Origin of the sequence: Labrenzia sp. THAF82, assembly GCF_009363435.1 — a bacterium.
Taxonomy (GTDB): domain Bacteria; phylum Pseudomonadota; class Alphaproteobacteria; order Rhizobiales; family Stappiaceae; genus Roseibium; species Roseibium porphyridii.
This window is the reverse complement of the sequence record NZ_CP045354.1, coordinates 476,651-494,862: the sequence shown is the minus strand read 5'-3', so window position 1 is coordinate 494,862 and position 18,212 is coordinate 476,651. Positions and strand designations below refer to the sequence as shown.

12 protein-coding genes are annotated in these 18,212 nt (G+C 56.3%); 4 read left to right on the top strand and 8 right to left on the bottom strand.

Annotated features, from left to right (window positions below; all coding sequences use genetic code 11):
• Positions 1-5: 5 nt before the first annotated feature.
• Together argC and FIV00_RS02335 are read right to left on the bottom strand one after the other, a co-directional pair.
• Positions 6-956 carry an N-acetyl-gamma-glutamyl-phosphate reductase gene (gene argC / locus FIV00_RS02340; RefSeq protein ID WP_152499313.1) on the bottom strand — a complete coding sequence of 317 codons (951 nt, stop codon included), beginning with the start codon at positions 954-956 and terminating at the stop codon, positions 6-8.
• A 96-nt stretch (positions 957-1,052) separates the two neighbouring features.
• A complete protein-coding gene (locus FIV00_RS02335) occupies positions 1,053-1,619 on the bottom strand; it encodes a peroxidase-related enzyme (protein ID WP_152499312.1) in 567 nt (188 codons plus the stop codon).
• Between the two features lie 107 nt (positions 1,620-1,726).
• Here FIV00_RS02335 and FIV00_RS02330 point away from each other — a divergent pair, with 107 nt between their 5' ends.
• Positions 1,727-6,538 carry an NAD-glutamate dehydrogenase gene (locus tag FIV00_RS02330; protein ID WP_152499311.1) on the top strand — a complete coding sequence of 1,604 codons (4,812 nt, stop codon included), beginning with the start codon at positions 1,727-1,729 and terminating at the stop codon, positions 6,536-6,538.
• 77 nt (positions 6,539-6,615) lie between these two features.
• Positions 6,616-7,995, top strand: a complete 1,380-nt coding sequence (locus FIV00_RS02325) for an MFS transporter (protein ID WP_152499310.1) — start codon at positions 6,616-6,618, stop codon at positions 7,993-7,995.
• Positions 7,996-8,032: 37 nt separating this feature from the next.
• Here the strand turns inward: FIV00_RS02325 and FIV00_RS02320 are convergent, their stop codons facing one another.
• From FIV00_RS02320 to htpX, 5 genes are all read right to left on the bottom strand, one after another.
• Positions 8,033-10,144, bottom strand: a complete 2,112-nt coding sequence (locus FIV00_RS02320) for a methyl-accepting chemotaxis protein (RefSeq protein WP_152499309.1) — start codon at positions 10,142-10,144, stop codon at positions 8,033-8,035.
• Between the two features lie 161 nt (positions 10,145-10,305).
• Entirely contained in the window at positions 10,306-11,922 is a 1,617-nt protein-coding gene (gene purH, locus FIV00_RS02315) for a bifunctional phosphoribosylaminoimidazolecarboxamide formyltransferase/IMP cyclohydrolase (protein WP_152499308.1), read from the bottom strand.
• 93 nt (positions 11,923-12,015) lie between these two features.
• Entirely contained in the window at positions 12,016-13,773 is a 1,758-nt protein-coding gene (locus FIV00_RS02310) for a heparinase II/III family protein (protein WP_209006783.1), read from the bottom strand.
• A 127-nt stretch (positions 13,774-13,900) separates the two neighbouring features.
• A complete protein-coding gene (locus tag FIV00_RS02305; protein ID WP_152499307.1) occupies positions 13,901-15,277 on the bottom strand; it encodes an RsmB/NOP family class I SAM-dependent RNA methyltransferase in 1,377 nt (458 codons plus the stop codon).
• Between the two features lie 123 nt (positions 15,278-15,400).
• Positions 15,401-16,360, bottom strand: coding sequence for a zinc metalloprotease HtpX (htpX, locus tag FIV00_RS02300; protein WP_152499306.1), 960 nt, complete (start codon positions 16,358-16,360; stop codon positions 15,401-15,403).
• A 154-nt stretch (positions 16,361-16,514) separates the two neighbouring features.
• On the opposite strand from htpX, the gene FIV00_RS02295 reads away from it, so the two are divergent.
• Together FIV00_RS02295 and FIV00_RS02290 are read left to right on the top strand one after the other, a co-directional pair.
• A complete protein-coding gene (locus FIV00_RS02295; RefSeq protein ID WP_152499305.1) occupies positions 16,515-16,778 on the top strand; it encodes a DUF1674 domain-containing protein in 264 nt (87 codons plus the stop codon).
• A 7-nt stretch (positions 16,779-16,785) separates the two neighbouring features.
• On the top strand, positions 16,786-17,304 hold the full coding sequence (locus FIV00_RS02290) for a hypothetical protein (RefSeq protein WP_152499304.1): 519 nt from the start codon (positions 16,786-16,788) through the stop codon (positions 17,302-17,304).
• 1 nt (position 17,305) lies between these two features.
• On the opposite strand, the gene FIV00_RS02285 is transcribed toward FIV00_RS02290, so the two are convergent.
• Positions 17,306-17,959 carry an SGNH/GDSL hydrolase family protein gene (locus tag FIV00_RS02285; protein WP_152499303.1) on the bottom strand — a complete coding sequence of 218 codons (654 nt, stop codon included), beginning with the start codon at positions 17,957-17,959 and terminating at the stop codon, positions 17,306-17,308.
• Positions 17,960-18,212 lie beyond the last annotated feature (253 nt).

Sequence of the window (18,212 nt, the reverse complement as noted above, 5' to 3'; positions counted from 1 at the left end):
TCACCTCAAGCCGCAAGGCTTGTGGTCTGATCAACTCCAAGCATCAGATTGAGGTTCTGGACGGCAGCGCCTGATGCGCCTTTGCCCAGGTTGTCGTAAACGGCAATGATCGCGGCCTGTGCGCGCGCATCATTGGCAAAAACGTGAAGGCGTAACCGGTTGGTGTCGTTGAGCGCCTGTGGATTGAGCTCGTCCGACCGTTCCAGCGCTTCCAGAGGAGCAACATCGACGAACCCATCTGGCGCATTGGCATAATGGTCGCTCAAGGCTGCGTGGATTTCAGCACCTGTCGGCACCTTGTCGAGTGCTGCAAGGTTCAGCGGAACGACTGTCAGCATGCCTGTGTAATAGTTGCCGACTGTCGGGGTGAACAGGGGCGCCCTTTCAATCAGTGCATATTCGGTCATTTCCGGAAGATGCTTGTGATTGAAGCCAAGCCCATAGGGCGCAAGCACATTGGCGCTGACACCAAGGCTGTCATATTCGGCGATCATGCCTTTGCCGCCGCCCGAATATCCGGATATTCCGTGAAAATTGACCGCAAAGTCCGACGGCAGCAATTCCGCTGCAACAAGGGGCCGCACAGATGCGATCAGACCCTGAGGCCAGCATCCCGGATTTGCAACGCGCAGGGACGCGGCAATGACGTCGCTTTGGTTGCGGTCCATTTCCGCAAAACCATAGGCCCAGCCTTCGGCGACCCGATGAGCGCTCGAGGCATCGATCACACGCGTAGTGTCGTTTTCAATAAGCGTCACGCTTTCCTTTGCCGCCGCATCCGGCAGACAAAGGATCGCGATATCAGCCTTGTTGAGGAAATCGGCACGCGCCGCAGGATCTTTCCGGCTTTCTTCCGGAATGGAGAGCAGCTCCAGGTCACCGCGCATGGCAAGGCGCTCACGGATTTGCAGACCCGTTGTACCGACTTCACCATCTATGAATACGCGCGCAACCATCGCCCGATCCTCTCCTTGTTGGCGGTTTCCCGAAAATCGCCCTGCGTCATACACCCAATCGCGCGACTTGTCACCGTTCCGGCACGCTAGAAGAGCTCAACGAGCCCTTGAGTGATACTCATCATTTGGCCGCATGTCGGTTGCTGCAGCCACCCGATTGGTCATGTTGAAGAAGGCCGCGACGGAAGCAATGTCCCAGATGTCGCGATCCGAGTAGCCGGCATCCCTCAAGCCTTGCCGATCGCTCTCCAGGATTTCTGCCGGCCGCTCTGTCAGTTTGACAGCGAAATCGAGCATTGCCCTTTGTTTCTCCGAAAGATCGGCCACCCGGTAATTCATCACCATCAATTCGCCGAGTTCCGGATCTCCCGACAATTCGCGCACAGCGCAGCCGTGGGCGGTTAGGCAATAAAAACAGTGATTGACGGACGATACCGCAACGGCAATCATCTCTCTATCAAGCTTGGAGAGACCGCTCTCGCTGAGCATGAGGTCGTTATACATGTCCGTGAAGGCGCGCAGTTTGGTTTCGTCAAATGCATAAGCTTTGAGAACATTGGGCACCAGACCCAGCTTCTCCTCGCATAATTCGAAATACGCCTGCGTTTTTTCACTTAATGTTTCAATTGAATCGATTCGCAAGGCCGTGACTTTACTTGACAATTTACTCCTCCCGTCATGAAAACTTTCAGGTCGCCGAAATATGAACTTAAGTCTTAGAACCAGCGCGCGACAGAGCCAAACCAAAAGATCGCCTAAGGGGATGGAAAATGCCGGACAAACACGACGTCGAGAAACTGAAACTCATCGACGCTGTCCACACCACCTTGAACAAAGAGGACCCTGACCTCGCGGAGTTTTCCAGCGCGTTTTACGACCGCGCCGCGGCGGAGGATGTGGTTGCCTACTCCAGTGAAGAACTCACTGCTTTCGTCAAGGATGCCTGGCAGGATTTCCAGACCCACAAACTCGGCACGCACCGGGTCAAACTTTCAGATCCCGCCTTCAAGGCAGCCGGCAACAAAGCCAGCGAACTCACAGTCATCGAAATCGTCAATGACAACATGCCGTTTCTGGTCGATTCGGTGATGGATGAGCTGCAGGAAAGCAAGCTAGAGGTTCATCTCGTCCTGCATCCGATCTTCATCGTCGAACGCGACGACGACGGAAAATTACTTTCGGCCGTCGCCCGCAAAAAGCCGGCAAAGCGCAAGGACCGTCAAGAAAGCCTGATCCATATTCACATCACCCGGATCGATTCAGACAAGGCTCGTCAGGCCCTGCAGGACAGACTTGATGCGGTTTTGAATTCCGTCCGTTCGGTTGTCACCGACTTCAAGCCGATGCAGGAACGTCTTGCCGAGGCAATTGACACTTACAAAACCACGCAGATCCCCGGAAGCAGCGACGAACTCTGGGAAGCCATCCATTTTCTTGAATGGATGGAGAACGACAATTTCATTTTCCTCGGAATGCGCGAATATACGTTCGAGGGCGGCGTCGAGGAAGGCGAACTTTCACCCCATGAAGGAACCGGCCTCGGTTTGTTGACCGACCCTGATGTGCGAGTCCTCCGGCGCGGATCTGAATTTGTACAGATAACGCCGGAAATTCGAGAATTCTTGAACAAGCCGGAACCGCTCATCATTGCCAAGGCCAATGTGAAGAGCAACGTTCACCGGCGCGTTCACATGGATTATGTCGGCGCCAAACTCTATGATGACGACGGCAACATGATGGGTGAATTGCGGATTGTCGGCCTATTCGCCTCAACCGCCTATACCGAGCCTACCAACACTATTCCCTTCCTGCGCCGCAAGGTCGCCAGCGTTCTCGCCCGCGCCGGATATGGCTCGGAAAGCCATTCGGGACGCGCGCTGCGCAACGTGCTGGAAGCCTATCCACGCGATGAGCTCTTCCAGATCGATCGCGATCTGCTGTTCAGTTTTGCCATTTCGATCCTTCAGCTGGACGAGCGCCCGCGCATCCGCGTCCTGTCACGGCCGGACAAGTTCGATCGCTATGTCTCGATCCTGGTTTTTGTCCCCCGTGATCGCTACACAACCGAAGTGCGCCTGAATGTCGGCACGTATCTGGCGACCGTCTATGAAGGCCGTGTGTCCGCTTGGTACGTCACCTATCCTGAAGGACCGCTTGCGCGCGTTCACTACATTGTTGGCCGGGACAAAGGCGAAACACCTGAGCCGCCTCAAGAAGAACTGGAAATTGCAGTCGCCGACATGATCCGGACCTGGTCCGACAGTGTCCGTGACGCGCTCAAGCAGGAGTTCGCGCCCGCGAAGGCACGCTCGCTGGCGGATCGCTATGCCTTGTCGTTCCACGGCGGCTACAAGGAAGTTTACAATGCGCAGTCCGCGCTGCTCGACATCGTCAAACTGGAAACACTGACGGATGAGCATAACACGACGATCACCTTTCACAGATTGAAGGGATCCAAGGACAACAGGCTATCGCTGAAGGTTTATCACAGCGGCTCTCCGATTCCGTTGTCTGCCCGCGTGCCCCTTTTGGAAAACATGGGTTTCCGCGTCATCAACGAGCGCACCTACCGCGTCACGCCCGCGGACCTTGGCATGTCATATCTTCACGAAATGACCCTGGAGGCCCAGGCAGGGGAATCCTTTGAAGTCGGTGACGAACTCCAGTCGCGCCTTGAAAGCATGTTCATGGCGGTCTGGTCCGACCAGGCCGAGAACGACGGCTACAACCGATTGGTCCTGACGGCGGATCTCGCCTGGCGTGACATCGCGGTCATTCGCGCATTGTCCAAATATCTGCGCCAGGCAGGTATTCGCTTTTCCGAAGACTACATGTGGGGCACCTTGAACCGTTATCCGGCCATTGCCGGCAAGCTGGTCGAACTGTTTCACCTGCGGTTCAATCCCGATGTCACCGAAAAGGACCGCACCAACGGCACCAAACGCCTCGAGGAAGAGCTGACAAGCAGCCTGGAAGACGTGTCCAGCCTCGATGATGATCGTATCCTGCGCCGTTTCCAGAACGCGATTGAATCGATCCTGCGAACCAACTTCTATCAGTTGGATGAGGCCGGACTGCCCAAATCCACTTTCGCGTTCAAGGTCGACAGCCGGTCGATCGACGATCTGCCGCAGCCGAGGCCCTACCGAGAAATCTTCGTTTACAGCCCAAGAGTCGAGGGCGTTCACTTGCGCTTCGGCATGGTAGCGCGCGGTGGCCTTCGCTGGTCCGACAGACCTCAGGATTTCCGCACCGAGGTGCTCGGTCTCGTCAAAGCCCAACAGGTGAAGAACGCCGTGATTGTTCCGGTCGGCGCCAAGGGTGGCTTCCTGCCCAAAAGACTGCCTCCGATGAGCGACCGCGAAGCCTGGTTCACTGAAGGTACCGAGAGCTACAAGATCTTCATCAATGCGCTCCTCGACGTCACCGACAACCTGGGAGAAGACAGCATCCTGCCGCCGGAACGTGTTCAGCGCTTCGACGGTGACGACCCTTATCTCGTCGTTGCCGCCGACAAGGGCACAGCGACATTTTCCGATACGGCCAACGGTATTTCCGAAGGACGGAATTTCTGGCTTGGCGATGCGTTCGCATCGGGTGGTTCAGCCGGATATGACCACAAGAAAATGGGCATCACCGCCCGTGGTGCCTGGGAGGCTGTCAAACGACACTTCCGGGAAATGAATAGGGACATTCAGAGCGAACCCTTTACCGCTGCAGGTGTGGGAGACATGTCGGGCGATGTCTTTGGCAACGGCATGCTGTTGTCGAAGGCAACCAAACTTGTGGCCGCATTCGATCACAGGGATATATTCATTGATCCCGATCCGGACCCGGCCAAGACCTGGGACGAACGCAAGCGTTTGTTCGACATGGGCCGCTCTTCGTGGAAGGACTACAATCAGGACCTGATTTCAAAGGGTGGCGGGATCTTTTCCCGTCAGCTGAAATCCATACCTCTGTCTCCGGAAATTCAGAAGCTTCTCGACCTTCAGGTTGCCAGCGCGACTCCGCAGGAAGTCATGATGGCCATTTTGAAGATGGAAGTTGACCTGCTCTGGTTCGGCGGGATCGGCACCTATATTCGCGCTACGACGGAGACCGATGCCGATGCCGGCGACCGGGCGAATGATCCGATCCGCATTACAGCACCGGAACTTCGCACCAAGGTGATCGGTGAAGGTGCAAACCTTGGCCTGACCCAACTGGCTCGCATCGAGTTCAACAAGAAGGGTGGACGCTGTAATTCGGACGCAATCGACAATTCCGCCGGTGTGAACTCCTCCGACATGGAGGTCAACATCAAGATTGCGTTCGGTGCAGCCGTCAAAGCCGGCAAGTTGAACATCGAGCAACGCAATGAGCTCCTGGCTGAGATGACCGACGAAGTCGCGGATCTGGTCTTGCGGAACAACTATCTGCAGACCCTCGCGATCTCCATGACCCATTTGCGCGGCATGGAAGACTTCGGTTTCCAGGTCCGCATGATGCGCCAGCTCGAACAAGCCGATCTTCTGGATCGGGTTGTCGAACAGTTGCCTGATGAGGCCACTCTCGACGAGATGCGCAAGGCAGGTCAGTTGCTGACACGTGCGGAGCTTGGTGTGCTCCTGGCCTATGCCAAGCTTACGCTTTACGACGCGTTGCTGGAAAGCACGGTTCCCGACGACTCCTATCTTGCCCGCGAGCTTTTCCGTTATTTCCCGGACCAGATGGCAGAGACCTACAAGGACGAGATCAACGGACACCGGCTGCGCCGCGAGATAATCGCAACCATGCTGGCGAACTCGATGATCAATCGCGGCGGAGCGACCTTCATTACCCGCCTGCGCGACCAGACCGGCGCGACGGCAACAGAAATCGCTCAAGCCTTCGTTGCAGTTCGCAACAGCTTCGACCTGACCGACCTCAACACCGAGATTGATGTCCTCGATACAAAAATCGACGGCAAACTGCAGCTAGAGCTTTATTCCGAAGTGCAGTCCCTGTTGCTGGAACGGGTGGTCTGGTTCAAGCGGAACGTTGCCTTCGACAAAGGGCTGTCCGCTGTTGTAGAGCGTTTCCGGACAGGAATCTCCGCCCTACGTGGCCGCCTCGAGAGCCTGTTGCCGGAAGAGCCGGGCGCAATTTTGAACCAGCGCACAGCTGACTACATCAGCCGGGGCGTGCCGGAAGACCTTGCCAAACGCATTGCCTGGTTGATCGCCGAGCAAGCGATTCCAGACATCGTCATCGTTTCTGAAGAAACCGGTGCTGATCTCGATACTGCTGCAACTGCCTATTTCCAGGTTGCACATCACTTCAGGATCGGAGCCATGCACGAACGCACCGATGAGCTTGATGTGCGCGATTACTATGACGGCCTTGCTCTTGACCGAGCACGGGCAACTCTCTTCGGCGCGCACCGTGCGCTCGCGATCCAGGCCGTCAAATCAGGTGGCTTTGACGGTTGGCTGGAATCCCACACTGCAGAAGTTGCGCGCACACAAAGGTCCGTGACTGAAATTCTGGACGGTGCGCTCAGTGTCTCCAAGTTCTCGGTCGCCGCAAGCCTGCTTGCCGAGATTTGCGGCACGGCGTGACCTGGAAAACATGCTAGGACTGAAAAGGGTCGGCAGGACTGCTGCCGGCCCTTTTCGTATCGGCACAGGATGCTCTGATGACAACAGTTGCTGACACCGGCACCCTGAAGACTGATCGCCGTGCCGTTCTGTCCTGGGCACTTTTTGACTGGGCTGCCCAGCCATTTTTCACCCTGGTCACGACCTTCGTCTTCGCACCCTATTTTGCCGCCTCTCTCGCCTCGACACCCGCGGAGGGACAGGCGTTATGGGGCTATGCAACGGCAGCCGCCGGTCTTGGCATTGCCCTTTCGGCACCGGTGCTCGGATCAATTGCCGATGCAACGGGTCGGAGAAAACGCTGGATCCTGTTGTTTTCCATTCCGTTTCTGATCTGTTGTTGGGCGCTTTGGTACGCCGCTCCAGGCGGAGCCCACAGCATTACGGTCGCCTTGTTCGCGTTTGCCATCGGCACACTTTCCATCGAGGTGGCGACTGTATTCAACAACGCCATGATGCCTTCGCTGGTTCCGGCAGCAAAAATCGGGCGGTTGTCGAGTTTTGGCTGGGCAATGGGCTATGTCAGCGGGCTGGTCACATTGGTCATCGCGCTCGGGTTTTTCGCGGCAAGCCCGGAAACCGGACGGACACTCCTGGGCTTCGAACCGGTTCTCGGTCTCGATGCGGCCACCCGGGAGGGAGACCGCGCGGTCGGGCCCTTCTCAGCCGTCTGGTTCATTATCTTCGCGATACCGATGTTTCTGTTCGTTCCCGATGTACCAAAGCGGGCAAAAATCGGCGCAGCGGTTCGCAAAGGCTTGTCCGAACTCGGCGAAAGCCTCGCCCAGGCCCGCGCCAACACAAACATCTTCCTGTTCCTGGCTTCCAACATGATTTTCAAGGACGGGTTGGTCGCCTTGTTTGCCTTCGGCGGCATTTATTCAGCAGGACAACTCGGCTGGGGATCTATCGAAATCGGGACCTTTGGAATCATTTTGACCATCACGGGTACGCTGGGGCTGCTTCTGGGCGGTCCGATGGATGATCGCTTCGGCGCTAAACTTGTCATTTTGTTTTGCCTGATTGTCCTGATGATCTGTGGCCTTGGAATGATTTCTGTCGACAAGACAACCGTCTTTTTTGTGATCAAGTCAGAGCCTGCACCGGAAGGCGCGCTGTTCGCTTCACTGCCTGAACAGGTTTTCATTGTGTTGGGAGCAATCATCGGTGCTGTTTCCGGGCCGCTTCAGGCATCGTGTCGCAGCCTCTTGATCCGACTGGCGCCGCATGAGCACATGACACAGTACTTCGGGCTGCTGGCACTTTCCGGGAAGGTCACAAGCTTCCTCGCACCTCTTGCGGTTGGTGTCGTAACTGCGATCACCGCCAACCAGGCAGCCGGAATGTCAGTTATTCTCGTGTTCTTCTTTGTGGGTCTGGTCCTGCTCACGATGGTCAAAGAAAAACGCGCCGGATGATCTCCGGCGCGCTCTTTGGTGCTGAATTGAACAGGTCCTAGCCAACCTGACGGACATTATCCAGAAAGCCCACGACTTCCTGTTTCAGGCGATCGGCCTCCTTCTGCAGGACGTCTGCAGAAGCTGAAACCTGCCGCGCCGCATTGCCGGTGTCGTCGGCGGACGCTGCGACCTTGACGATGTTCTGTGCAACTTCCTGGGTACCATTGGAGGCTTCCTGAATGTTGCGAGCGATCTCGTTGGTGGCAAGGCCCTGCTGTTCAACCGAGGTTTCGATGCTTGAGGAAATCTCGTTCATCTTCTCGATGGTTTCGGAAATCCCCTTGATGGCTTCAACCGAACCGGCCGTCTCCGTTTGCACGGACTGGATCTGCAGCGAAATTTCTTCCGTCGCCTTTGCCGTCTGATTGGCCAGCTCCTTGACCTCCGCCGCCACAACCGCGAAACCCTTGCCGGCTTCGCCAGCGCGCGCAGCCTCGATTGTCGCGTTCAGCGCCAGCAAGTTGGTCTGCTCAGCGATGTCGGTAATGAGTTTGACAACTTCACTGATCCGGTTGGCGGCTTCGGCAAGACCTTCGATCTTTGCGTTGGTCACCTGTGCCTGCTCCACAGCGTGCGAAGCAATCTCGGTCGACTGTCCCATCTGGCGGGTAATTTCGCCAACCGATGCCAACAGCTCTTCCGCCGCCGAAGCAACGGTTTCCACGTTGGACGATGCCTCTTCGGAGGCGGCCGCCACGGTAGTGCTCTTTTCGCTGGTATCGTCCGCACCCGCTGTGAGGGTGACCGAGGCCGAGTTCAGATCCTGCACCTGGCTCATCACCGTTTCGGTCAACTCGGAAATCTGACGGTCGAAATTTAGGGAAAGATCGCTGATCCGTTCAGCACGCGCCAACTGTTGACGTTGTGCTTCTTCCTGCTCCGCCGTCAAAGTCTCGGCTTGCTGGGCTTTTTCGCGGAAAACCTCCAGAGCCTTGCTGATTTCGCCGATTTCGTCGCTGCGCTCGGTGCCGTGGATCGGCTCGTCGTACCGACGATCGATCAGGGCCTGAATGCTGCGTACGGACTGTTCCAGCGGACGGCGCACAATTGCGTTGCCGACCAGGTAGATGGAAAGCGCGACGACCAAGAGCAGGACGGCTCCGACGGCCAGGATCATCGTCAGGATTTGCGTTGAAGCCGCATTGAGCGTCTCAAGTGGCACACTTACGACAACGGCAAGTTTCGACCCGGTTTCTCCGATCGGAACAGGCACCACGATACGATGAACATCGGCTCCAAGCGAATTGGAGTATCCCTGATAGTCAAACCGGTTGCCGCTCTCAACGGCTGCAAGCAACTGATCCTGATGCGCCAGATCGGCTTCAGAGCGACCTTCAGACCAGCTTTTTCCAAGGACAGCAGGGTCGGGATGCGCGATCCAGACACCATTTTGCGACAGCAGGTGAACCGACCCCGAACCAAGCGGCTTCTGTTGAGCGAGAACATCCGAAAGCGGCGTCAGCAAAATGTCGCCACCGGCAACACCGATGACCTTCTTGTCGTTGAAAATCGGGATGCTGAACGAAACGCCGGTGACCGTTTTGCCGTCTGCCTCCCAGCTGTAAGGCTCGGTAACGTAGTCCTTGCCGGAGACATAGGCACCATTGAACCAGAGTTCGGCGGGATCGCTTGTGTCTCCCACATCAATTTCCTCAATCGGACGATAGGCAAGCGTGCCATCGGCCTTGCGGAAGAAATACGGCTGCCATTCGCCGCCGGCGGCCCATTTTTCATTGCCTTTGAATTCAGCGTCTTTCCCGTCAAGCTGGTCACCCGTGACCACGCCCCATGCGCCGGACAGATCCTTGTTGGTGAGTGCAAGATTTTCGACTACCGAATTCCATGCGTCACGATCGACAGCGCCGGCGTTCTTCAATCCGCCTAGGGCACTGGCCAGGGCTTGCGCAGATTTGAGCCCCTTCTCAAGGCCCCGCTGAACAAATTCTGCCTGCTCGCGTGCAACGGTTTCAGCTTCTGTGCGAGCCAGCTTTCCCGTGACATTCGAGGCTTGCCAGCCAATGGCTGTGATGCCGATAGCCAGGGCGACCGTCATGGCCGCAGCGCTGGCACCAATCAGCTTCGTGGTGACCTTCGCTTTCTTAAACACCAATATTCTCCGCGAATCGATAGGCGGCAGATGAGGTCTGCCGGAATGCTCGCGAAGTTACAATTTGAGAGTTAACAAGGTCTTCAAAACCCAAAGTAATTCCGAAGACCTTTTGTCAATTTTTACAGGATTTATATATAGTTAGACTGCAAATCACAGTATTAGTGTCGAAAATGTCGCATGCCGGTCATCACCATGGCGAGCCCGGCTTCATCCGCCGCAGCAATGACATCATCATCGCGCATGGATCCTCCTGGCTGGATAACCGCGGTGGCTCCAGCCTCTGCCGCAGACAGCAGTCCATCGGCAAACGGGAAAAACGCATCGGACGCGACAACACACCCATTTGTAAGCGGTTCGGATAGTCCGGCAGCTTCGGTCGCATCAAGCGCCTTTCGCGCTGCAATCCGCGCTGAATCCACCCGACTCATCTGACCAGCACCAACACCGACAGTTGCACCGTCCCTGGCGTAAACGATCGCGTTGGATTTGACATGTTTCGCGACCCGGAATGCGAATTTGAGATCTGCCAGTTCCTGGTCGCTAGGCGCCCGTTTGGTGACAACTTTCAGATCGAGATCATCGACCACACCATTGTCGCGGAATTGCACCAGCAATCCGCCTGCGACCGACTTGACATAAAGACCCTTCGCGCGGGCATCCGCAAGACCGCCCGTTGTCAGAAGACGCAGGTTCTTTTTGGCTGAAATAATCTCTCGCGCCGCGTCGTCGGCGTCCGGAGCAATAATGACTTCAGTGAAGATCTTGACAATTTCTTCTGCTGCAGCGGCGTCCAGGACCTTGTTCAACGCAACGATACCGCCAAAGGCAGAGACAGGATCGCAGCGAAGAGCCTTTTCATAGGCCTCCTTAAGGTCTGCACCCTCTGCAACACCACATGGATTGGCGTGTTTGATGATCGCAACAGCGCTTGTGCGCGACGGATCAAATTCGCTGACCAATTCGAAGGCAGCATCGGTATCGTTGATATTGTTGTAGGAAAGGGTTTTGCCCTGAAGCTGCCGCGCGGTCGCAACGCCCGGACGTTTTTCGCCGGTTTTATAAAAGCCTGCCGTCTGGTGCGGGTTCTCACCATATCTCATCACCTCGGCGAGCGTGCCGCCGACTGCCCGGTGTGCCGGTGTTGCGTCCTCAAGCTGATCAGCCATCCAGTTGGAAACCGATGCATCGTATGCAGCCGTACGGGCAAAAGCCTTGAGCGCTAGTTTCTTGCGCAAGTCCAGCGGCGATTGGCCACCATTCGCGTCCAGTTCGGAAATAACCGTCTCGTAGTCAGCCGGATCGGTCACAACCGTGACATAGGCATGGTTCTTGGCAGCCGCGCGGGTCATTGCCGGACCACCGATATCTATATTTTCAATACCGGTTGCATAGTCGGCACCCGATGCTACGACATCTTCAAACGGATAGAGATTACCGCAGAACAGATCAATCCCGGTGATACCGTGCTCACCCATGGCCAGTTGGTGGTCATTGTCATCGCGGATGGCAAGCAGGCCGCCATGAACCATCGGATGGAGTGTCTTGACCCGACCATCCATGATTTCCGGAAAACCGGTCACCTCAGATATGTCCAGCACCTCCAGACCGGCGTCTTTCAAAGCCTTGTAGGACCCACCTGTGGAAACCAGTTCAACACCGCGCTCTGCCAGCGCCTTTGCGAAGTCGACGAGGCCTGACTTGTCGAAAACGGAAAGAAGGGCGCGCTTAACGGAAACCAGTTCAGGAACGGGAACGGCTTTGGACACAATGGCCATGAATATGCCTCGCGATTGGGACAGTCTGGGAAGGTTGCCGTCGCCCTATCACGTCTTTGGTCAAATCGAAAGCTGCTTGCTTGGCTAATGCGCCTATTCTTCCAATGGAAGTTCACCGACATCGTCGAAATCGCTGGTGCCCCTGCGGCTCAGCTTGGCAGTCGCCGTTTTGCGGAACTGCCACCCCACGGAAGGCGTTGCCAAGAGTGCACCCGCGACAACAATCTGCTCGCTCTTACGGTGCCCATAGACATCCGACAGATAAATGCTCTCTTCCAGAACGATCTCACTGCCCGGGGCTTCGAACTCCCAGGCTTCGCCATCCCGGCAGACCAGCAGGACGGCCGAACCTCCCCTGATGAGAGACGTGCGCAGCGATGGATGAAGGTGAAACCGGATGGCAAACCCGTGTTCCGGATCAACGTTGCCGATCGCCGAGAACGTATCCAGACCGTCAAGCACCGTGCCATCCGCTGAGAGACTGACATCGCGTTTGTGCAGCACCCGGAACTCGGCAGCATAACCGTCATGGGACGCCGAAATTCGGCTGCCAGCCCTGTCGTCCTCCCGCTCAACCGGAACATTTACCGGACCTGAGAGGATCGGAGCGCCAAGCAGATGACCGAAGGGTTTTTCAGAGAGGAAACGGCTGGAGGACGTGTCCTCGATCGTTGCTGTGGAGTGGGCCGCTGTCGACCGGCTCACCTTGCGCCACAAGGGGTTGGATTTCGGAGAGACCCCGCAGTTGACGACGATGCGATTGGTCGCCGATGAAAACTCAAGCGATAGGCAACCCGCATGGGCATCGCCCGAGACACTCAAAACCGGGGCCGGGCCTGTATCCAGAAGGACGACCGACGACCCACCGCTAAGCCTTTGATATCCCGAATGAGGTGCATTGACCGGTGGCGCGCCACGCGCATCGTCATAGGCCAGAATTGTTGCCACAAGATCGCCCGGTGTTGATCCCATACCGTTGAAATGCGCCAGCGCGCCATCTCCATGACGGAAAAAACGCAGTAGTGGCATCATCCGGTCAACCGATTGAAGCATGGCCGGAGGCATCTCCAGCCCTTGCGCGACAAATGCCTGACGAACGGGAAGAAGGTCGGCCAGTATATCGATCAATGCCCTTGGATTGCGCGATATGTGGCCGCCATCGGGTAGAATCTGCCGGTTCAGTTCGTGTTCCAGACGGCGGATACTCTGGCGGGCGAAACGTCCTTGTCCAGCCATTGAGATGCAGGCTGATGAAATCGCAAGGGCTGCGTGAAGCCGCTCAACACCATCATCGGTCTCGTTGATGGTCTGACGGAGAAATCGAACCTGACGCGCGAGAGACTTGACGAAGCTGCGATAAAAATCGTGGTCGCCATCCTGGAGAATAAAAGGCGAATGGGCGAGCCAGGACAGAATTCGGCGGGTGACAACACCTGCTTCCCATCCGATCTCATGCCAACGTCCGCTGTATTTGATCCAGTCCTCAACCAGGGCACGCGCATTCTGCCGGGCAATCTGGCTGTCGGCCGCCCGCAGATCCCGGAGCCAGCCGAAGCTGTGCAGCTCGCGCTGCCAGTCCTCATGCACGGCTTTCAGTTCGAACGGTGATTTGCCCTGTGTTTCAACCAGGTGGCCGGAAAACAGAAATCGTCCGCCATAGATATCGGCAGCATTGGTCGCGTCGGCGGTGCGCAGATCCTGAGGCGCAATCAGGAGTCGCGCTGGCACAGACGAAAACGGCTGCATGCGGAACAGCGGTCCGCCATGCATCCATTTCAGGGAGCGTTGCCAAACATGCAGGGCCACAAGACGCCAGATACGGCTTCTTTCGTTGAGGCTTGCGATATTCACCAAACCATCTCCAACATCGATGGTTCACGCGCGACGATGATACTCTCCGATCACAAACTGAAGAAACGGATCGTTAAGGTTAGCATTTCATTTAGGGAATCATTGCAAGTGAACAGTTTATGCCACGTTAAGACCGCCTGAATCTGGCAGCGAAAAATCCGTCCATTCCCGTAGTTTCCGGCGTTTCACCAGCCTCGTAACACGGCATGCACCGCAAATAACCCTCAGCCGTAATGCATTCTGTGAGACCACCGATCTCATCAGCGTTTATCTCAACCACTTCGATTTTCCCGGTTTGCCGCGCCAGGAACGCACTTACCTGGATTTCCCCTTCCGCAGCTTCAAGGGAACAGGTGCAATAGACGATCAACCCGCCAGGCTTGACCCAGGCGATCACCCGATCCAGCAGCTCTGCTTGAATTTCCGAAAGTTTCTCAATGTCATACGGCTTCTTGATCCAGGGAACATCCGGGTGCCGACGGATCGTACCGGTTGCGCTGCACGGTGCATCCAGCAAGACCGCGTCAAATGGCTCCGCCGGTTCATAACTTCGAAGGTCAGAAGCAACGGTTTCAACGGACAATCCCAAACGCTGCATATTTTCCGACAGCCTCTTGAGCCGGCCTTTGGAAATGTCGATTGCCGTGACATTGGCTCCAGCAGCTGCAAGCTGTGCTGTCTTGCCCCCAGGGGCCGCACAAAGATCTGCAACCTTCAAGCCCGCAACATTCCCCAGCAAGCGTGCTGGAAGTGCCGCGGCAACATCTTGAACCCACCACGCACCGTCATCAAACCCTTCCAGAGCCTCGACAGCTCCTTTCTTGACGAGACGCACGGTGCCGACGCCGACCGGAACGCCGTCGAGGCGGCGTGCCCAGTCGGCCGGGTTTTCCTTGACGGAAAGATCAAGCGCAGCTTCTTTTTGATGCGCCCTGGAAATCTTGCGCGCCAAATCTTCACCATAGGTTTCCTGCCAACTGGTCCAGAGCCAATCAGGCGTGTTGAGACGTTCGGCATCAAGATCTTCAGTAAGATCACTTCGTTCCCGCCCCAGGCGGCGCAAAACGCCATTCACCAACCCCTTGTAGGGCCGCGCGCGGCGATCCAGACCCGCATGATCCACCGCCAGCGAAACTGCCGCTCTGTCTGGAACATCCAGGAAAAGCATCTGGGCAATGGCAACATGAAGAATGTCGAGAACCCGGCCGGTTTTCTCCGGAATATCCCGATCCAGCAGTCTGGTCAGGATTTCGGCAATCTCGCCCCTGTGCCTCAGGCCCGCTCCGACGATGGCCCGCACCAGGGATCTGTCGTTACCGGCAAGCGCACGAAACCCGGAGTGACCCGACTGTGTGTCCAGCTCTCCGTCTAACGGGCGTTTCTTATGGACGACATTGCCGAGAATATCAGCAGCGACCTTGCGTGCGGCAAAGCCCGGTTTGTCGGCTGGCTGGCTTCCATCAGTGGCAGCAGGTCTACGATTGTTGTTCGGCCGTCTCGTCAAGTCATCTTACCATGTTCAGGAAAACCAAGCGCCGCAGACGGGGGCTCCGGCTGCGGCGCGATGAAACAAGTTTAAGGTGCTGAGGGCAGTTGGCAAAGAAGTTTTTGCGCGTTCGCCTTGTGATCAGCCCCAAGGGCCCTTCGGACTGCGCGGCGGACTTGCCGGTTCTGACCGGCCAGATCCGGCCCAGGGGCCAGATTGCGGAGAAGAGCCGCGGCTGAATGACATCCGGCCACCGGTTCCAAGCCCACCATCGGCAAGTTTGCGCAACTCGTTGATCCTGTTCTCCGTGTTCGGGTGCGTGGAAAACAGATTGTCCATGCGCTCGCCGGACAGCGGATTCATGATGAACATATGCGCTGTTGCCGGATTGGCTTCCGCATCCGGATTGTGAATTCGTTTCACCCCGCCAGCTATCTTGCCAAGCGCGGATGCCAGCCACATGGGCTCGCCACAGATTTCAGCGCCCATCCGGTCTGCCGCATATTCGCGCGTCCTCGAAATCGCCATCTGCACAACCATCGCAGCCATCGGAGCAACGATCATCATCAGCAACATGCCGACAATGCCAAGTGGATTGTTCCTGTTGCCGCCAAAGAAGAAGGCAAAATTGGCCAGCATGGAAATCGCACCGGCAATGGTCGCCGTGATCGTCATGATCAGGGTGTCGTGGTTTTTCACATGCGCCAGTTCATGCGCCATGACACCCGCAACTTCCTCTGACGTCAGCATGTTCAAGAGGCCGGTCGTCGCGGCAACGGCAGCATTTTGCGGGTTCCGGCCGGTCGCAAACGCATTCGGTTGCGGATTGTCGATGACATAGACCTTCGGCATTGGCAGATCGGCATTCTGCGCCAGACGCTGTATCATTCGATAAAAATCTGGAGCTGAGCGTTCATCGACTTCTCGCGCATGATGCATGCGCAAAACCATCTTGTCGGCGTTCCAATAACTGAAAAGGTTCATGGCAGCAGCAATCGCCAGGGCAATGATCATGCCTGCCTGGCCGCCGATCATGAAGCCTATGCCCATAAACAAGGCGGTCATAGCCGCCAAAAGCATTGCTGTGCGAATGTAATTCATCGCCGCCTGTTTCCATTTCCTTGTTCGGTTCGATCCCGGCCCGTCACCGTGCTTTCGCACTTCGGTACCATTTCCAAGATGGGAATTGCTGCCATTCTTGGCAAGATTGCCCTATATACACATGACAAAAGCGTAATCCGGATGAACAGGAACCATGACGGACAAACCGGACACAGCAACTGCTGCCTATTCGCAGACCGACGCCCCTTCCTTGAAGACGGAAATCGAGGCTGTCCCGAAAAAGAAATTTGAAGATCTGCCACCCGCCGCCCAGCGCGCACTGATGGAAGCAGAAGCACGACGCAAAGAGATAGACGGCAAGCAGGAAGCGTTGCCTGAAGAGGTCAACGGTCGCGGGGGGCTGGAGCCCACACGCTATGACGATTGGGAAATCAAAGGCCTGACGGTCGACTTCTGATTGCCCCATGTCAAAGACCCTTCGCACAATACTTTCGGCGTGGGACGGCAAGGATACCGGCAAACTGGAAGCCCTTTTCGAAGGTGAACGCGCCAATCCGGTTTTTGTCCAGGCGTTGGTAGGGCTGTGTGAGATCGAGGACTGCCAGCGCGGTGCCACCTGGCTTCTCAAGCGCCACTTCGATCTGAAAGGGCCGCCGCTTCCTGAAGATCTCACACGACAGCATCTCGGCCTGCTTGCCAAAATCTCACATTGGGAAGCAAAGCTGCATGTTCTTCAGTATTTCGAGAAGCTCCAGTTGTCGCTAGCGCCCTACAGCGAACTTGAGGGATTTGTCGAAACCGGAACCCGTAGCGACAACAAATTTGTGCGGGCGTGGGCCTACTACGGCCTTGCCGTTCTGGCACTTAGCTACCCTGAAATGAGCGACAGGGTGCGCAATATCCTGACGGACGCCCGTGACGTTGAAACTGCCGGATCGGTCAAGGTTCGCATTCGTAAGGCGCTTGAAAAGCTGGGAAATTAACTTATGCCGTATCGAGCGCGCGCACTTCAGCAGCAATCGCTTTTGCCAGATCCGCCTGTGGTGCGGCTTCAAAGTGAATGGCATCAATGTCGCTCACGGATATCACGCTGGACGTATCAAAGAATCCAACGCCATATTCCGCCGCGATCTGCCGGTAGACACCCGCAATCAGTTTCGACTGCTCGCGGCCGTGAGCATTTGAATAAACGCCGGCAAATTCCTTGCCAGTGAAGTCACCCAGTGGCGGTGGTGCCATCAACAGAACTTTCGGAGCTCGACCTTCGACATCATCCGTCGCACGGGTCGCGGAAAAAAGGATCCGGCCCATGGCGCGTCCAATTGCATCCGCGCTCATGCAGAAACGATCCTGCAGATCGTTCGTGCCCAGCATGATGGTCATGATGTCGATGGGCATGTGGGTTTTGCGAATGCCTTCCAGATGCGCCAACCCGTTCTTGTCACCCCGCACGGGATCTTCGAACACGGTCGTACGGCCATTGATCCCTTCTTCAACCACATAATATTGGGCACCAAGCTCTCTTTGCAGCAACCGTGTCCAACGGATGTCGTGCCCGAAACGGGACTTATCGACCGGATTGAAGCCCCATGTGAGCGAATCTCCGAAACAGACGACGGTTTTAGGCTGTTCAGTCACGAAAGAGGCACCCCCGGCTCAATTGTTTTCTGGCCAGATGAGAGCAAAACCTTTGCAATTAAACAAGCAATTCTTGTCGGCCGGCCCGATCAGCGAAACAAGTCGGACAACCTGCAAGCCGTCTCTATGGGAGCAACTCTGAAAAAGCGATCACCTCAGCTCAAATCATGGCTGAAAATCACAAGACGGCCTGCTTGGTTAATAAGAGCTTTACCATGTGGGCGATAGGGTCGTCTCAAAGTTATGCGTAACG

What these genes read in the sequence shown, in the direction of transcription:
- FIV00_RS02330 (WP_152499311.1), top strand. Translation starts at nt 1,727, where the DNA reads ATGCCGGACAAACACGACGTCGAGAAACTGAAACTCATCGACGCTGTC.
- argC (WP_152499313.1), bottom strand. Translation starts at nt 956, where the DNA reads ATGGTTGCGCGCGTATTCATAGATGGTGAAGTCGGTACAACGGGTCTG.
- purH (WP_152499308.1), bottom strand. Translation starts at nt 11,922, where the DNA reads ATGGCCATTGTGTCCAAAGCCGTTCCCGTTCCTGAACTGGTTTCCGTT.
- FIV00_RS02295 (WP_152499305.1), top strand. Translation starts at nt 16,515, where the DNA reads ATGACGGACAAACCGGACACAGCAACTGCTGCCTATTCGCAGACCGAC.
- FIV00_RS02290 (WP_152499304.1), top strand. Translation starts at nt 16,786, where the DNA reads ATGTCAAAGACCCTTCGCACAATACTTTCGGCGTGGGACGGCAAGGAT.
- FIV00_RS02325 (WP_152499310.1), top strand. Translation starts at nt 6,616, where the DNA reads ATGACAACAGTTGCTGACACCGGCACCCTGAAGACTGATCGCCGTGCC.
- htpX (WP_152499306.1), bottom strand. Translation starts at nt 16,360, where the DNA reads ATGAATTACATTCGCACAGCAATGCTTTTGGCGGCTATGACCGCCTTG.